General features: G+C 43.4%; 15 protein-coding genes and 2 tRNA genes. 6 read left to right on the plus strand and 11 right to left on the minus strand.

Annotation, left to right across the window (positions count from 1 at the left end; all coding sequences use genetic code 11):
• Positions 1 to 186: 186 nt before the first annotated feature.
• Positions 187 to 423, plus strand: coding sequence for a hypothetical protein (locus tag DYU05_RS02025; protein ID WP_117381312.1), 237 nt, complete (start codon positions 187 to 189; stop codon positions 421 to 423).
• A gap of 345 nt (positions 424 to 768) precedes the next feature.
• Here the strand turns inward: DYU05_RS02025 and DYU05_RS02030 are convergent, their stop codons facing one another.
• A complete protein-coding gene (locus tag DYU05_RS02030) occupies positions 769 to 1,779 on the minus strand; it encodes a hypothetical protein (RefSeq protein ID WP_117381313.1) in 1,011 nt (336 codons plus the stop codon).
• A gap of 122 nt (positions 1,780 to 1,901) precedes the next feature.
• On the opposite strand from DYU05_RS02030, the gene DYU05_RS02035 reads away from it, so the two are divergent.
• Together DYU05_RS02035 and DYU05_RS02040 are read left to right on the plus strand one after the other, a co-directional pair.
• Entirely contained in the window at positions 1,902 to 2,156 is a 255-nt protein-coding gene (locus DYU05_RS02035) for a hypothetical protein (protein ID WP_117381314.1), read from the plus strand.
• A gap of 42 nt (positions 2,157 to 2,198) precedes the next feature.
• Positions 2,199 to 2,405 carry a hypothetical protein gene (locus tag DYU05_RS02040; RefSeq protein ID WP_133300147.1) on the plus strand — a complete coding sequence of 69 codons (207 nt, stop codon included), beginning with the start codon at positions 2,199 to 2,201 and terminating at the stop codon, positions 2,403 to 2,405.
• A gap of 76 nt (positions 2,406 to 2,481) precedes the next feature.
• On the opposite strand, the gene DYU05_RS02045 is transcribed toward DYU05_RS02040, so the two are convergent.
• The 4 genes from DYU05_RS02045 to DYU05_RS02060 all read right to left on the minus strand — a co-directional run bounded on the left by DYU05_RS02045 (position 2,482) and on the right by DYU05_RS02060 (position 4,664).
• Entirely contained in the window at positions 2,482 to 3,567 is a 1,086-nt protein-coding gene (locus DYU05_RS02045) for a GAF domain-containing protein (protein WP_117381316.1), read from the minus strand.
• Between the two features lie 283 nt (positions 3,568 to 3,850).
• Positions 3,851 to 3,935: transfer RNA gene (locus DYU05_RS02050), tRNA-Leu, on the minus strand.
• A gap of 57 nt (positions 3,936 to 3,992) precedes the next feature.
• Positions 3,993 to 4,068 (minus strand) — tRNA-Gly (locus DYU05_RS02055).
• A gap of 113 nt (positions 4,069 to 4,181) precedes the next feature.
• Positions 4,182 to 4,664: a regulatory protein RecX gene (locus DYU05_RS02060; RefSeq protein ID WP_117381317.1), complete on the minus strand. Its 483-nt coding sequence runs from the start codon at positions 4,662 to 4,664 to the stop codon at positions 4,182 to 4,184.
• A 57-nt stretch (positions 4,665 to 4,721) separates the two neighbouring features.
• Here DYU05_RS02060 and DYU05_RS02065 point away from each other — a divergent pair, with 57 nt between their 5' ends.
• On the plus strand, positions 4,722 to 7,187 hold the full coding sequence (locus DYU05_RS02065; protein WP_117381318.1) for a bifunctional UDP-N-acetylmuramoyl-tripeptide:D-alanyl-D-alanine ligase/alanine racemase: 2,466 nt from the start codon (positions 4,722 to 4,724) through the stop codon (positions 7,185 to 7,187).
• 14 nt (positions 7,188 to 7,201) lie between these two features.
• Positions 7,202 to 7,795: a DUF502 domain-containing protein gene (locus DYU05_RS02070; RefSeq protein WP_117381319.1), complete on the plus strand. Its 594-nt coding sequence runs from the start codon at positions 7,202 to 7,204 to the stop codon at positions 7,793 to 7,795.
• On the opposite strand, the gene DYU05_RS02075 is transcribed toward DYU05_RS02070, so the two are convergent.
• The 4 genes from DYU05_RS02075 to DYU05_RS02090 form a co-directional block, all read right to left on the minus strand.
• Entirely contained in the window at positions 7,779 to 9,047 is a 1,269-nt protein-coding gene (locus tag DYU05_RS02075; protein ID WP_117381320.1) for a TCR/Tet family MFS transporter, read from the minus strand. The two genes, DYU05_RS02070 and DYU05_RS02075, sit on opposite strands and share 17 nt — an antisense overlap.
• 57 nt (positions 9,048 to 9,104) lie before the next feature.
• Positions 9,105 to 10,367, minus strand: coding sequence for a TCR/Tet family MFS transporter (locus DYU05_RS02080; protein WP_117381321.1), 1,263 nt, complete (start codon positions 10,365 to 10,367; stop codon positions 9,105 to 9,107).
• 178 nt (positions 10,368 to 10,545) lie between these two features.
• The gene (locus DYU05_RS02085) at positions 10,546 to 11,253 is read right to left on the minus strand and encodes an LOG family protein (RefSeq protein ID WP_117381322.1); all 708 of its coding nucleotides are present in this window, start codon (positions 11,251 to 11,253) and stop codon (positions 10,546 to 10,548) included.
• Positions 11,254 to 11,522: 269 nt separating this feature from the next.
• Positions 11,523 to 13,010 (minus strand): sodium:solute symporter, encoded by a 1,488-nt coding sequence (locus tag DYU05_RS02090; protein ID WP_117381323.1) that lies wholly within the window; start codon positions 13,008 to 13,010, stop codon positions 11,523 to 11,525.
• 182 nt (positions 13,011 to 13,192) lie between these two features.
• On the opposite strand from DYU05_RS02090, the gene trpA reads away from it, so the two are divergent.
• Positions 13,193 to 13,963, plus strand: coding sequence for a tryptophan synthase subunit alpha (gene trpA, locus DYU05_RS02095; RefSeq protein WP_117382920.1), 771 nt, complete (start codon positions 13,193 to 13,195; stop codon positions 13,961 to 13,963).
• Position 13,964: 1 nt separating this feature from the next.
• On the opposite strand, the gene DYU05_RS02100 is transcribed toward trpA, so the two are convergent.
• Together DYU05_RS02100 and DYU05_RS02105 are read right to left on the minus strand one after the other, a co-directional pair.
• A complete protein-coding gene (locus DYU05_RS02100; RefSeq protein ID WP_117381324.1) occupies positions 13,965 to 14,585 on the minus strand; it encodes an L-threonylcarbamoyladenylate synthase in 621 nt (206 codons plus the stop codon).
• 147 nt (positions 14,586 to 14,732) lie between these two features.
• Positions 14,733 to 15,269: a YceI family protein gene (locus DYU05_RS02105; protein ID WP_117381325.1), complete on the minus strand. Its 537-nt coding sequence runs from the start codon at positions 15,267 to 15,269 to the stop codon at positions 14,733 to 14,735.
• Positions 15,270 to 15,319 lie beyond the last annotated feature (50 nt).

Below are 15,319 nucleotides of genomic sequence, written 5' to 3' on the forward strand. Positions count from 1 at the left end.
ACTTACACAAAACTTGATGCTTTTGAAGCGGCTAAGGCCAACACAAGAGTTAGGAAACGGAAGTCCATTCGCAAGAACAGGCTTCCGTTTTCCTGTTTTAGGGTTTTTTTAGTCTCCGCAAATAGGATAACACTGGCGGTAGTTAAGCCGGTGCACATCTTGCTGGATGTAACTACATATTATTAGATGGAGAATTGGGTATATTATCGATCGGTTATTGACGGAGAAGAACTACGTATTAGTGGCTTGAACATTTGGGATCACGAATGGAATAACACCCGGTTATGGACTACTGTTAAAGATCCGATTTACCAACAGGACCGTACCATGAATATATATACCATTACTGCCGGAGAAACGACCATCACCTTTGCAGCCGGTGAGTTTTCTAACTTGGTATGGGGATTTTACCTTCCAGGTTGAGCCTTTAATCAGTAAACCAAATGTTGCTAATTACCGCGTAATACGCAGGCTGTTGCAAATAAATTTGCTGTCCCAAGCTAACTGTTTACAAGTGTCCCACCATGCTATTGTAAAATACGTGAAATGGATGTATGAAGCTGTATATCATATAATTGTGTTTGTTATATAAAGTATTTGTACTGTCCCGGGGTGTCCCGCTATGAGTTGGTAACTTATTGTGAATCAATTATATGAATTTTTTAGGTGTCCCGGGTGTCCCGCTTTCCAAGCGGGACACTTTATAATACAAAAGCGACTATGAACTAATGTTCGTAGCCGCTTTTTATTAAGATATCTACTTAAGTGCTATTTAGAAAAGCATACGGTTTTCAGCTTAAGAGTATAGTCCGGGTGTAAAGGCTCATTTGTTTGTGCAAGGCGTTGCGACCCCACATTTGCCGGACACGCAATTCCATTCGGAGCATCGTAAATAAGGTCTGGTTTAACTGCGATCAACTCTTTAGGCGCATAGATCTGTGTTTTAGTGATAGAGTAACCACTTGGAATAAAACGTATATAATAACCATCGGGATGTAAGGACCAGATACCTGATGGTACTTCAGGGTCGGGTTGCGGAGCAAGTCCCGCCAGTATAGCGTATCTCTCCATTTCTTCATAAGACGAGGAACCCGAAGCCGCAAGCCTGCGGATATTGTTCTCTGCTTCAAAAACGCTTTGTACAGCCGGCGGCAATTGGTCCTTAGCTTTCGCCATGAGGTTTGCCGGTAACACGCCAAGAGCGCCACCTTCCAGCATAAGTAATTGCTGTGGTGTTAACAGTGTACTTGCGGTAAGTTTAATGTCGTTACCCATATCTACAAAACGGGTGCGGGCAATAATAGCCCAAAGCAGTACTTGTATGCTGTGCTGACTTACTTCGGGGTGCTTTTCGCCGTTCTTCAGGATTAGTATTACTACATCCTTTTTTGGTCCCAGCACAGGTGCCAGCATATAACCGTCGCCGCTGCTTGGTCCGCGAGTACCCGCGTGCAGGCAATAGCTTTTATTGGTCATTTCGTAAAAGCCTTCGCAAAGTTTGTAGCCGCCGGTTGGTGCTTTAGGTAAAAGGTAAAGCGGCTGTGGCTGCTGCCCCTCGGTAAACGACGGCGGTTTAGAACCTTTTTTATCAACGTCCTGAAAGCTTGTAGTAATAGCCTGTGGCTGTTTTAATATCTTGTTTAATCCGCCGCCGGATAATGCATCAGTACCTTTATCTAACAGTTTCTTGCCAAGTCCGCCAAACTGCGCGTCGGCGCTTAAGTTAAAGAACAGGCATAACGCCAGCGAAAAGTAAGTAATAATAAGGTGTTTTTTCATAGAGGCAATTTTAAGTGCCGCAAGTTAAACGAAAGAAATTAACTAATCGTTATGTTTGATGCCCTGAAGTATATGTAACACTCGAACCTAACGTTAAAGGTGCTTGATAAGCTGGAAAAAATATGATCAAAACCAGTGCTCTAATCATTTTTATCTTATTCATTTACGGTAAAACTTTTGCGCAATCAGCTGCAAGTTCGGCCGACATAAGCGCTATCAGACAACATTATAAGGCCATATCTGAGCTTAAGCTATCCGCCCGGCACTTTACCTACGAATCTCCCGGGTGTGTGGAAGATGGGGTAGTGGACTTCTATTTTAATGGGAAGGAAATAGTTAAAATAATTGAATCGGGCTCGATAGGAGATGGTAGCTAGGTTAACGAGTATTATTATGAGAAAGGTAAAATGTTTTTTGGTTTGGAAACCATCATTGGAGGCCCTGCAATTGGTAAGGTAACTAAAACGCAATATCGCTATTACATAAAAGACGGCCGGCCGATTCGCGTTATGGAGGACGCGAAAATTATACCTTCTGGTAGCAAAGCCGCAGAAATGCTGGGCACCTCCCGCCGGATTTTAAAAGCATATACTACCAAAGATTTTGCAGCAGCAGTGTGCAATTAATATATTTCCTAATTATTGATATAAGCCACCCTTGTAACTTGAACACGCTAAGTACTCAAAACGATAGCTGAATGAATTAGGCCGTATAACCCACAACCAGGTGTATCTTCTCGTCCAACTCAAGCGCTGCTTTTTCCATTAGCGTTATTTCTTCAATGTCTTTCAGGCGTTCATCGTTTTTTAAAAGGTTCATTAAGCCAAGGATAGAAGCTACAGGACGTCTGAGTTCATGTGATTGAATAAATGCAATTTCCCGAAGCGATTGGTTCTGTAGGTTAACCGTATGTTCATGTTCGACTCTTGTTGTCACGTCAGTTGCATTGATAGAAACACCTATAATGAAACCGTCAGGATCAAAGGCGGGTTCATATTTAATAAGCCACCAAACTGTACGGCTGGAATAATCGATTCGTCGTTGTTCAAATGCCGCAGTGCCTTTTAACGCGCGCTGATAATTAAGATAAAATTCTTTAAGTATCTCCGGTGTAAGGTAATCTGCCATTGATCTGCCACGCTCCAACACTTTATTATATTGTGAGAACATGTGACGCTCCAAAGATTTGTTGAAAGCCAGCAACTCAAATTCTTTTCCAAGCAACCAATGACAGTCAATTGAACTTTCGAAGAAGGAGCGCAGCTCTATTTCGGAGCGCTTAGCTTCTATAAACTGTTCTTTAAGTAACTTTATACTTACGTCAAATTCAAGCAGGTGAATCACCTGTTTGGATAGCGCTTTCAAAGTTTTTTGTTGCAGGTCGCTTAATTGGTTTGGCACTTTGTCTATTACACATAGGCTCCCCAGCGTATAACCATCCTGAGTAGTTAAAGGTGCTCCTGCATAAAACCGGATATTTGGATCGCCTGTTACCAATGGATTGTCAACAAACCTGTTATCCAGGCTGGCATCTCCAACCATCATGAAATCATCCTGCGTTATCACGTGATTACAAAAAGCATCTTCCCTCGCGGTCGTTTTTTTGTCGAGACCGACCTTAAAACGAATATGTTGAGTGTCTTCGGAAAGCAGCGTGACTAAGGCAATAGGTGTATTACAAACCTCTGCTGCAAGATTTACTAGTTCCTGAACTTCATTTTCTTTGCTGAAATTTAAGTTTAGAAAGCGATTTACCGCCGCAAGCCGTTCCAGTTCTCTTAAAGGCATAATTCTATATATCCTTGATACGGATTAAAGCGATTCAGGGTTTTAATACACCTTTATTTATCAGGCCTTAAATTTCAGGAATACTTATGTAGAAGATTTGACCACTGACCTTGCCGCTGTTAAGAACTGTATTGCTATAAAATAGCTATATATATATATATATATATATGAGATACTAAATTAAGTAACGGTCGCTAATTCTATAGATGAAGGGCTTCTAAATAAAAAAGCCCTTAAATCATAGATTTAAAGGCTTTATAAAGCGATTTAGATCAGCTTCAAGTACTCAGAGCGGGAATCGAACCCGCACTCCGTTTACGGGAACAGGATTTTAAGTCCTGCGTGTCTACCAGTTCCACCATCTGAGCATATGTTATAAGGTATATTCACCCTCTAACAATAAATCCCTTCGGGCGGGAAGGGATTGGAGCGAAAGACGAGATTCGAACTCGCGACCCCGACCTTGGCAAGGTCGTGCTCTACCAACTGAGCTACTTTCGCATTGGTATTTCCTGCTTAGCTTTTTGACGTATGCCTTACTGCGTTTGCGGGAGTGCAAATATAGGCAGAAAACGATACTCTGCAAGGAAAATTTAAAACTTTTTTAAATTATTTTATAAGTCGCTGTCTTTCAAAACTTCTAAAATTAGCTCGCTCTCAAAACCCCGGCTTATGGCATACTGTTGCAGTTTATACCGGCGTTTGTAAGGGGTTATCTCTTTTATAGCGGGTGCCTTTTTCTCCAGTATATTAGTTAATGTAACCATATAGTCGCTTGCATCTATAGTGGACAACGCTTTTTTTATAAGCGGAGGAGATACTCTCTTCAATTGCAGCCCTTGTTTTATCTTGATTTTACCCCACGCCTTTTGATTAAACTTACCCAAGGCATAAGCTTTGGCAAACCGCTCTTCGTTGAGGTAGTTGCCTTCAATAAGCTTGGTGATGATGTTTTCTACAGCGGCGGTCCACAAGCCCCATTCATAAAGCTTGTCTCGCACTTCCTGTTGCGAACGCTCCTGGTAGGCACAATAGTGTTCAGCTTTAGCTAAAGCAACTTTTTCGTCTGTTATTTTTTGCTTTTTAGGTTCGTCCATCAAACCAAAATAAGCTAAAAATTCTTCTATTCACATAAATATAAGCAAATTCGTCCTATGCAGAATTCTTACCCGGTAAGTGAGGTTAAAAGCATTATCAATGCTTCGGGAGACATCATCAACCACAACTCGATAAGCGTGTTGCTCACGGATAGCCGCAGAATTACCAACCCTGCCGCTTCGTTGTTTTTTGCTTTGAGTGACCGGCGTAATGGTCATGAGTTCATAGCGGATGCTTATGCTTCCGGCGTGCGAAACTTTGTGGTAAAGCAGCAGCAAGCCTTTATGATGCCTGACGCAAACTTCCTGATGGTGGATAATGTGCTTGCGGCACTACAAAAACTTGCCGCTCATCACCGGTCGCAGTTTAATATTCCCGTGATAGGCGTTACCGGCAGCAATGGTAAAACCATAGTGAAAGAGTGGCTGTATCAGCTTATGTGCCCTGACGGCAACATTGTTCGTAATCCTAAAAGTTATAATTCTCAAATAGGTGTACCGCTTTCTGTATGGCAGATAAACGAAACACATACGCTGGGTATCTTTGAAGCGGGTATCTCTACTTATAATGAAATGGACCTGCTGGAAGCGGTCATACAGCCTTCTATAGGTGTGCTTACGCACATGGGCACCGCGCATGACGAAGGCTTTAAGTCTGCCGAAGATAAACTTGCAGAGAAATTGAAGCTTTTTACAAACTGCAGCTTGCTTGTACATAATTACGATGTACTGGTTAATGTTAAAACTGATCTGAAAACCGAAACGCGATGCTTTACATGGAGCCGCAAGTTTAAGCAGGCAGATCTGTATGTATTTAGCGAAACAGTTATATCAGGTAAATACTACCTGAGGGCAATGTATAAAGACAGTGAAATAGAATGCCTGATCCCGTTCCGCAACCAGGCAGCGGTGGAGAATGCTATTGTATGCTGGGCAACCATGCTGGCCATGGATTACAGCCCTGCCGATGCCGACGAGCGTATAGAACGCCTTACCGCAGTAAGCATGCGATTGGAGCTGAAGAACGGCATAAATGATTGTTCTATTATAGACGACTCCTACAATTCAGATATACAATCGCTGGAAATTGCGCTTAATTTCCTTAGTCAGCAAAACCAGCATCAAAAGAAAACGCTGATCCTTTCAGATATCTTTCAGTCGGGCTTATCGCAGCAGGAGCTGTATACACAGGTAGCTCACCTTGTAAAAGACAAGCAGGTAGAACGCTTTATAGGTGTGGGGCCATCTATAAACGAGCATAAAGCCTTGTTCAACGTGCCCAAAATGCATTTTTATGCAGATACATCAGCTTTGTTGCGCGATATGGCTAAACTGCACTTGCGAAGCGAAACCATCCTCATAAAAGGATCACGGAGCTTTGAGTTTGAAAAGGTTAGCAGAGCACTCGTGCAAAAAGCCCACGAAACAGTACTGGAGATAAATCTTAACAGCCTTTTGGGCAACCTCAACTTTTATAGGTCAAAGCTGAACCCCGGTGTAAAGGTGATGGCCATGGTAAAAGCTTTTTCTTACGGCAGCGGCACGTTCGAGCTGGCCAATATGCTGCAATATAACAAGGTAGATTACCTTGCCGTTGCGTACACCGACGAAGGAATAGACTTGCGCGAAGGTGGCATTACCTTGCCCATTGTAGTGCTAAATCCTGAGCCGCTTGCTTACGATAAGCTCACAGCCTACAAGCTGGAGCCGGAGATATACAGCTTTACATTGCTTGATGAGTTTGTTAAGTACGCTCAGGAAGCAGAGATTACCAATTACCCCATCCATATAAAAATAGATACGGGAATGCACCGGCTGGGCTTTGAAGATTTAGAAATAGAGACATTATGCGACCTGCTGGAAATTAACAAATATGTGAATGTACGGTCGGTTTTCTCGCACCTGGTAGCCAGCGATGCCGAACAGCATGACCTTTTTACCTTAAAACAGATTGGCATATTTGATAAGGCTTGTGCGCAAATAGAGGAGGCGCTCGGCTATCATTTTATGAGGCACATTAGCAATACATCAGGTATTACCCGCTGGCCAAACGCGCAGTACGACATGGTACGGTTGGGCATAGGCTTGTACGGTGTAGATGCAGCAGTATCACCTGATGAAGCAGGTTTAAAACCGATTGCCACCTTAAAGACCACCGTTTCGCAGGTGAAAAAGCTGCTTGCTAATGAAACTGTGGGCTACAATCGTAATGGCAGCTTGAAGAACGACGGCGTTATTGCAACCGTTCGTATAGGGTATGCCGACGGCTATTTACGGGCTTTTGGCAATGGCGTAGGCACTATGCTGGTAAATGGTGTGCTTGCCCCAACCGTTGGCAACATCTCTATGGATATGTGTATGATAGATATCACCGAAGTCCCTAATATAAAAGAAGGAGATGAGGTGATTGTGTTTAACGAGCAGCAACGTATTGAGGAGCTTGCCCGTCAGATCGGCACCATTCCGTATGAGATACTCACCAATATTTCGCACCGGGTTAAACGGGTGTACTTTTACGAATAGTATATATTTGCGAAATGAAAAGGTTCGCACGCATACTGCTCAATTACTTTGTTAAGGGGCTGCTTATAGTTGTGCCCCTGGGCGCGGCTTTCTTTTTGATCTACTGGGCAATCTCTACAGTGGATAAAAGTCTTAACCTGAGCGACTACCTTTGGGTGGGTAAAGATGGTAAGCCAATGTACATACCCGGTTTGGGTATTGTTAATGTATTGGTGATAATCCTTATAGCGGGTGTACTGGTTACCAATGTAATTACCGATCCCATTAAGGCATGGTTCAACCGCTGGCTTAACCGCTTGCCTTTGTTCAAGTTCTTGTATTCCTCCATTAAGGACCTTACCGAAGCATTTGTTGGCGAAGAAAAGAAATTTAACGAACCTGTGCTGGTAGAGGTGAACGAATTCGGCCTGAAGAAGATAGGCTTCCTGGTGCGGAAAGATATGGCCAAAATAGGTTTACCGGGCGAGGTAGCTGTGTACTTCCCGTACTCGTATTCTTTTGCCGGGCAAGTGGTTATTATATCTGCCGACAAGGTAAAACACATCAATCAAAGTGCCGCTGATGTAATGAAATTTGTAATTTCCGGTGGTGTTAGCGGGCTTGATTAACTTCTTTAGGCAGCAGAATAGCTTCTTTCTTTTTAAAACTTCGGATGGTGAGCAATATGCTTACCGCCATCATAACAGCACCCAACAGGAAAGGTGCACCCGGAAAGTAATAGGGCGAACTTTTAGCTGTAAAGTGGTGGAATATAGAAGTCATCATTAAAGGACCTACAATTGTAGTGACACTTACCAGGCTTGTTAACGCTCCTTGCAGCTCACCTTGCTCCTTATTAGAAACATGTTCTGATATAAAGCCCTGCAAAGCTGTGCCGCCAATACCGCCTATACAATAAGGAATCATAAACACATACATGAGCCATGCGGTATTGTTAAATGATATCAATATCAACCCTATGCCGTAAAATGCGATACCCGCCATGATGTTTTTGCGCAGGCCAAATTTGGGTATGGTCCAGCGCACCAAGCCCCCCTGTACGCCGACAATGAGCAATCCCAGGAAAATACCAAGCGCGCCAATGCTGGTTTCAGACCATTTAAACTTCTCTACAACGTAAAAAGGCAGTACGCTTTCTACTGCTTTTTGGCCAATGTAAACAATGGTATAAGCTGTAATAAGTGTGCTTACTGCTGTTGAATAATGACGTAACCGCGCTAATGATCCGATAGGGTTGGCGCGCTTTATATCAAACTTACGGCGGTTCTCTTTATCAAGTGATTCCGGGAGTACAAAAAAGCCGTAAATGGCGTTAATAAACGCCAGGCCGGCCGCTACGAAGAATGGCAGCCTGATGAAAACTCCACCAAGGAAACCACCCAGGCCAATGCCTAATATAAAGCCCAAGCCGGTGGCTGCACCAACAAGTCCAAAATTAGCGGCTCGTTTATCACCGCTGCTCACATCAGATATATAGGCGGTAGCAGTGGTAGTACTTGCACCTGCTACACCGGCTATAAAGCGGCCTACAAACAGCCAGAGTATAGATGGGGCAAACCCCATGAAAAGGTAATCTATACCAAAGCCCAGCAGGGAAATAAGCAATACCGGCCGCCTTCCGTATCTGTCGCTTAAGTTGCCTAATATAGGCGCGCAAACAAACTGCATGGTGGCATACGTAAATGTAAGGTAGCCGCTGTACTGGCTCGCCATACTCACGCCAACATGCCCTAATTGCTCTAAAAGGGTAGGGAGGATGGGGATGATAATGCCAAGCCCCATGGTATCAATAAGTACCGTTACAAAAATAAATCCCAGCGCACCGTGCCGCTTTTGCGGCTTCTCCTGATTATCTGCCATGTATAATATATTGCTTAGAACAGATAAGAGAGTGAAAGTTTCATTAAAGTACGATTTTTAGTGTGCAGCGGGATCAATGGGCGCCACGTTTTTGGTTTCTCTCGCGCGTTTAAAGCTCAGCATAGCCAATATGGTGCTTAACAGCATTAATATAGCACCAGCAAAAAACGGAGCACCGGGAAAATGCACCGGCGCGCTTTTTCCTGTGAATAAGGCAAACAAGTTGGTCATCATAACAGGCCCAACGATAGAAGTTACACTCATTAGGCTGGTCAGTCCGCCTTGTAGTTCACCTTGTTCGTTTGGCGGTATTTGCCCGCTGATGAGGCCTTGTAATGCTGGGCCTGCAATACCGCCCAGGCAGTAAACCACCAGTATGGCATACATCATCCAGCTTTGGCTGGCAAAAGCGAACAGAAATAACCCTATTGTATAAAGTAACAGGCCGTAAATGATGCTCTTTTTTTGCCCCAGCTTGGGTATAGTTACCCTGATGAGCAGTCCTTGCACCAAGCCGGAAAGCACACCAACAAAGCCGAGTGAGTAACCCACCAGCGATTCGGTCCAATGAAACCGCTGCATGGTGAAAAATGTCCACGTGCTTTGTACGGCATGTGCAGCAAGGTAAATCAATATAAGTGAGGCGATAAGGCCGCTTACCGCAGGATATTTTTTCAGCTGCATTAGCGAACCTACCGGATTTGCCCTGCGCCACTCGAAAGGGCGGCGAAGTGATTTGTCGAGTGATTCGGGTAATACAAAATACCCGTACAACGCGTTGATCAGTGCTAATCCTGCTGCCGCTAAAAACGGAAGCTTGGTACTATACTGGCCAAGTATACCGCCTAACACCGGCCCTACAATAAAGCCAAGCCCAAAAGCCGCACCAATGATGCCGAAGTTTTGCGCCCTTTTCTCCGGCGGACTAACGTCTGCAATATAAGCTGACGCGGTTGTGAAACTGGCACCTGTTATCCCGGCTATTATACGGCCTACGAAAAGCCACCATATAGTAGGTGCAAAAGCCAGGAAGCAATAGTCAATAGCAAAGCCGAGCAGTGAGCCAAGTAATACCGGCCTTCGGCCGTACTTGTCGCTCAGGTTACCAAGTACCGGTGCAAACAAAAACTGCATTACCGAATAAGAAAACAGCAGCCAGCCGCTCCATTGCGCAGCAGAGCTAAGGTCGCCGTGTATTAATTTTTCAATAAGCTTGGGGAACACAGGTATGATAATACCAAAGCCGGTAATATCAATTAGCAGTGTGACAAAGATAAAGCCGAGGGCTGCAGGTTTTTTGGTTTGGGCTGTAGAGTCCATACCGTAAAGATGTGATAAAAAATTGAAAACCGGATGGTGGCATCCGAATTAACCAGGATCCGCACCTCGGATACTGGATTTTAGTTGCGTAGTCTGAACTTGAATTTTAAGGATTACCTGTAATTAGCAGCATTCTGCCAACCCAACAATTCTTAAAATTCAAGTTCAAACAAGATATTTAGAAGTTTGGTTTCAGCACATATTTATCGTAGAAACGGAAAATGTGTTCAACGGCTTCTTCGGCAGTATCTACAACACGGTAAAGGTTCAAATCGTCCGGGCTAATGTTATGTTCTTCATTCAGCATATTGCTTTCTACCCAATCAAATAAGCCTTTCCAATAATCTTTTCCGACGAATATAATTGGGAAGCGCGCTATCTTACCGGTTTGGATAAGTGTTATCGCTTCAAAAGATTCATCCATAGTACCAAAGCCACCCGGCAGGATAATAAAGCCTTGCGAATACTTCATAAACATAACCTTGCGGATAAAGAAGTAGTCGAACTCAAGTACTTTATCCCTGTCGATGTATTTGTTATGGAACTGCTCAAATGGCAACTCAATGTTTAAACCTACAGATTTACCGCCTGCTTCGTAAGCACCTTTGTTGGCCGCCTCCATGATACCTGGCCCGCCGCCAGATATTACACCATAGCCACGCTCTGTTAGCAGGGCGGCAGTTTTTTCAGCCAGTTGATAGTATTTGTTGTCGGTTTTAGTTCGTGCAGAACCGAAGATGGATACGCAAGGGCCAATCTTGGCCAGTTTCTCAAAGCCGTCTACAAACTCGGCCATTATCTTAAATATCTGCCAGGAGTCGGTAACCTTAATCTCCTGCCAGTTTTTGTTCTCAAATGCTTGTCTTATTTTATCGTCGCCAGTCATAGTAGTTGTTAAATCCGGATAGCCGAAAACCGGTAAAGTCCCGGAAAGTATAATTAGTTAAATATTAATTGATGTTATAAATACCTTTCCAAAATTTCGGAAAGTTCGAAAGTTAATAAACGATTTTGATAGTACAATAGTTGCACGTTTAAGTTTTTTATTAGGGGATAGAGCTTGCGCTTCAATGTCAAATATACAAGCCCCTTGGCCCAGCGGGATGACATAACTTTGAAACATCATGAAAATTCCGTATATTGTAGATGAGCCTTCTAAACTATTGCCACGGCAGTCTTTTTTCTTGAAGATGTTGCCAATAACCCCAGGAATGTGATCAGGCCATTTACAATAATCAGTTCATTATCGAAGACGTAGCCGTTCAGCAAAGTTTTGGATTCCGTGCTCAGGAAAAAGCAAACTGCCGGCGAAATCAGACAGATAAACGGCACCAGCTTATCTGCAACTTGCCGGTTCTTTACAAACAATCCAAACGAGTATAAGCCGAGAAGTGGGCCATAGGTATATGACGCCACCTTGAATATCGCGCCGACCACAGCATCGTTGTTAATCGCATTAAAGATGATAATGGTTATAAACATCAGCCCCGAAAAGGCAATATGCACATAGTGGCGGGTGTTCACATTTTTTTTGCTGTTTACATCGTCGCGCTTGTTAAAGCCGAGGAAATCTACACAGAACGAGGTGGTAAGCGCGGTAAGTGCCGAGTCTGTAGTGGCAAAGGTGGCTGCCGTTAACCCCAGCATAAACACCATGGCAGGTATTACGCCAAGGTACTGCAGCGCTATGGTAGGGTAGAGGTAGTCGGTTTTTTCTACTTTGATGCCGTTTTTGGCAGCGTACATATACAGCAGTGCGCCTACGCTAAGAAAGAAGATGTTGATCACAACAAACACCGCTGTAAAGCTGAACATGTTCTTTTGTGCTTCCTTTATATTTTTAAGGCTGAGGTTCTTTTGCATAAGATCCTGATCCAGCCCGGTCATGCCAACAGTAATGAACAATCCGCCAAGAAATTGCTTGCTGATGTGGAACTTGCTGGTCATGAAATCCTCAAAGAAAAAGACTTTAGAATAGCTGCTGTTCTTAATGGCTTCTGCGGCTTCAAAAACATTGTAGTTGAGGCTGCGGCAAATGAAATAGATGGACAAGAACACCGATGCCACCAGGAAGAAAGTTTGAAGGCTATCGGTAATGATAATGGTTTTTAAACCGCCTTTAAACGTGTACGACCAGATAAGCACTAAAGAGATCAGCACCGTTACGGCAAAAGGCACACCATAACTGTCGAAGATAAAACGTTGTAAAACAATTACCACCAGGTACAAACGGAATGATGAACCAATAGTGCGGCTAATGAGGAATATGCCCGCGGCCGTTTTATAGCTCCATGTGCCTAAGGCATGCTCTATATAACTGTAAATAGAGGTCAGCTTCATGCGGTAGTACAACGGCAGCAAAACTGTAGCAATGATGATAAAGCCCGCCGCATTGCCCAGCACAAACTGGAAGTAGGCGAACTGATCGCCGCTTGGTGCACCCACCTTTCCCGGCACTGAAATGAAAGTGACGCCGCTAAGCGCAGTGCCTATCATCCCGAAGGCAACCAGGTACCACTTGGAATTGCGGTTGGCAACAAAGAAGGTATCGTTATTGGCAGAGTTCTTTGATGTGAGGTAAGAGATTACCAGCAATACCAAAAAATAACCAATGATAAAAGTGAGCAGTATTCCCGGAGCCATAATTTAGTTTTATCAGTGCAGATGTAAGCCCTAAAGTAGCGGTTTGCGGCGTATCAACCAAATCGACGTATGAAGCCGTTTTAAATACTCCCAAAAAGTGTGGAAAGTGAAGATTTTTAACGGTATTTTTGTCCAATTAATGCGAATACAAGCTAATTTCAATGGTTGATACAATTGCACCGATGAACAGGTTGAACCAACTTTTTTCGACAAAAAAAGAGAATTTACTATCTATATATTTTACTGCGGGCTATCCGGAACTAAACACCACCCTTGATATTGCAGCAGCCCTTGAACAGGCCGGTGCCGACTTCCTGGAGATTGGTTTTCCGTACTCAGATCCTGTAGCAGACGGGCCAACCATTCAGCATAGTTCAGAAGTTGCGCTGCAGAACGGGATGACGCTAAGCGTGTTGTTTGAACAGCTTAAAGAACTGCGCACCCGGGTAAGTATTCCCGTGTTGCTGATGGGATACGTGAACCCTATAGTGCAATACGGTGTAGAACGCTTTTGCAAGCAGGCAGCCGCTGTAGGGGTAGATGGTATTATCGTGCCGGATCTGCCTATGTACGAGTATGAAATGCTGTATAGCAACTACTTCGGAGAGAATAACTTAAGTAACATTTTCCTGGTTACACCGCAAACATCAGAGGACCGCATCCGTAAAATAGATGGTTTGAGCAATAGCTTTATTTACCTTTTATCTTCATCAAGCATAACAGGCGGGAGCCTTAAGCTAACCGAAAGCATAGAAGAGTACTACAAGCGTGTTAAGGCAATGGAACTAAATAATCCAGCTATTATAGGCTTTGGTATTTCAGATAACGCATCCTTTAGCAAAGCATGCGAATACGCTAACGGTGCAATAGTGGGCAGCGCGTTTGTTAAGTTGTTAGGTGAAGATGATTATATGAGTAAGATACCCACCTTCATCAACAATATAAAAGGTTGAGTTATAGATAATCCTCCAGGATACCCTTACCTTCACGTATAACCTCGAACTCGCCTGATGTGCAATCTATTATGGTAGAAGGGGTGTTGTCGCCATAACCACCGTCTATTACTATATCTACTTGTTCCTGGTATTTTTCGTATATAAGTTCTGGATCGGTGGAATACTCGATAATGTCATCATCATCATGAATAGATGTGGAGACTATAGGGTTGCCTAACACACGTACGATCTCCCTTGCTATGTTATTGTCCGGGACGCGTATTCCCACCGTCTTTTTGTTGCTGCTGAGCAGCTTTGGCACTGCATGACTGGCGTTGAATATAAATGTAAATGGGCCTGGCAGCGCCTTCTTTAATACTCTGAATGTGGCGTTATCAATAGGTTTTATGTAGTCTGATATGTGGCTAAGGTCATAGCAGATGAACGAGAAGTTAGCCTTTTCAGGTTTGATGTTCTTGATGCGGCAGATTTTTTCGATCGCTTTTTGATTGGTGATATCGCAGCCGAGGCCGTAAACCGTGTCAGTAGGGTAGATGATGAGCCCGCCCTTTCGCAGCACTTCTGCAACTTGCTCTATAGCTTTAGGGTTAGGATTTTCAGGATAGATCTTTATCAGCATATAACGTTAACAAAGATACACACAGATAGGTTTAAAAAAGAAAGCCACCTAATCAGGTGGCTTTCTTTTTTAAATGCTGGTGGAGGCTATGGACACAACATCAAAACTCACTCAAAATATCACCTCCACCCGCATTTATAACTTAAATTATTTCTGTTTTGCAAATTGTACGTTGATGATAAGCTTGATGTCTTCACCAACTACTATTGAACCTGCTTCTGTTACGCCATCCCAGGTAAGGCCAAATTCTTTACGGTTTATTTTACCACTAACTTCGAAGCCTGCTTTGGTGTTACCGTAAAAGTCATCGGCAGAACCACCGAATTCTGCTTTAAGAGTAACTGGTTTAGTAACATCTTTTATAGTAAGGTCGCCTGTGATAGCGTACTCATCATCACCGCTAGCCTTTATTGAAGTAGATTTAAAAGTGATCTTCGGATAAGTTGCAGCGTCAAAAAACTCTGCCGATTTCAGGTGCTCATCGCGCTGTGTTTGAGTAGTGTCAATGCTGTTCACATCAAGAGAGAAGTTAACCTGTGCATCTTCAAAATTGTCATCAGTTGTTTCCAACTCGCCTTCAAATGTTTTGAAAAAGCCGGTAACTGTAGAAATTACCAGGTGTTTAACTTTAAATTGTACTTCTGAGTGCATTGGGTCTAAAACCCATTTTGTTGCTGTTGCCATTGTTTTATTTGTTTAAATATTGTTTCTCATTTGTTTACACAACAAAGGTA

The organism is Mucilaginibacter terrenus (assembly GCF_003432065.1).
Lineage (GTDB): Bacteria > Bacteroidota > Bacteroidia > Sphingobacteriales > Sphingobacteriaceae > Mucilaginibacter > Mucilaginibacter terrenus.

What these genes read in the sequence shown, in the direction of transcription:
- DYU05_RS02025 (WP_117381312.1), top strand. Translation starts at nt 187, where the DNA reads ATGGAGAATTGGGTATATTATCGATCGGTTATTGACGGAGAAGAACTA.
- DYU05_RS02030 (WP_117381313.1), bottom strand. Translation starts at nt 1,779, where the DNA reads ATGAAAAAACACCTTATTATTACTTACTTTTCGCTGGCGTTATGCCTG.
- DYU05_RS02035 (WP_117381314.1), top strand. Translation starts at nt 1,902, where the DNA reads ATGATCAAAACCAGTGCTCTAATCATTTTTATCTTATTCATTTACGGT.
- DYU05_RS02045 (WP_117381316.1), bottom strand. Translation starts at nt 3,567, where the DNA reads ATGCCTTTAAGAGAACTGGAACGGCTTGCGGCGGTAAATCGCTTTCTA.
- DYU05_RS02060 (WP_117381317.1), bottom strand. Translation starts at nt 4,664, where the DNA reads ATGGACGAACCTAAAAAGCAAAAAATAACAGACGAAAAAGTTGCTTTA.
- DYU05_RS02065 (WP_117381318.1), top strand. Translation starts at nt 4,722, where the DNA reads ATGCAGAATTCTTACCCGGTAAGTGAGGTTAAAAGCATTATCAATGCT.
- DYU05_RS02070 (WP_117381319.1), top strand. Translation starts at nt 7,202, where the DNA reads ATGAAAAGGTTCGCACGCATACTGCTCAATTACTTTGTTAAGGGGCTG.
- DYU05_RS02075 (WP_117381320.1), bottom strand. Translation starts at nt 9,047, where the DNA reads ATGGCAGATAATCAGGAGAAGCCGCAAAAGCGGCACGGTGCGCTGGGA.
- DYU05_RS02080 (WP_117381321.1), bottom strand. Translation starts at nt 10,367, where the DNA reads ATGGACTCTACAGCCCAAACCAAAAAACCTGCAGCCCTCGGCTTTATC.
- DYU05_RS02085 (WP_117381322.1), bottom strand. Translation starts at nt 11,253, where the DNA reads ATGACTGGCGACGATAAAATAAGACAAGCATTTGAGAACAAAAACTGG.
- DYU05_RS02090 (WP_117381323.1), bottom strand. Translation starts at nt 13,010, where the DNA reads ATGGCTCCGGGAATACTGCTCACTTTTATCATTGGTTATTTTTTGGTA.
- trpA (WP_117382920.1), top strand. Translation starts at nt 13,193, where the DNA reads ATGAACAGGTTGAACCAACTTTTTTCGACAAAAAAAGAGAATTTACTA.
- DYU05_RS02100 (WP_117381324.1), bottom strand. Translation starts at nt 14,585, where the DNA reads ATGCTGATAAAGATCTATCCTGAAAATCCTAACCCTAAAGCTATAGAG.
- DYU05_RS02105 (WP_117381325.1), bottom strand. Translation starts at nt 15,269, where the DNA reads ATGGCAACAGCAACAAAATGGGTTTTAGACCCAATGCACTCAGAAGTA.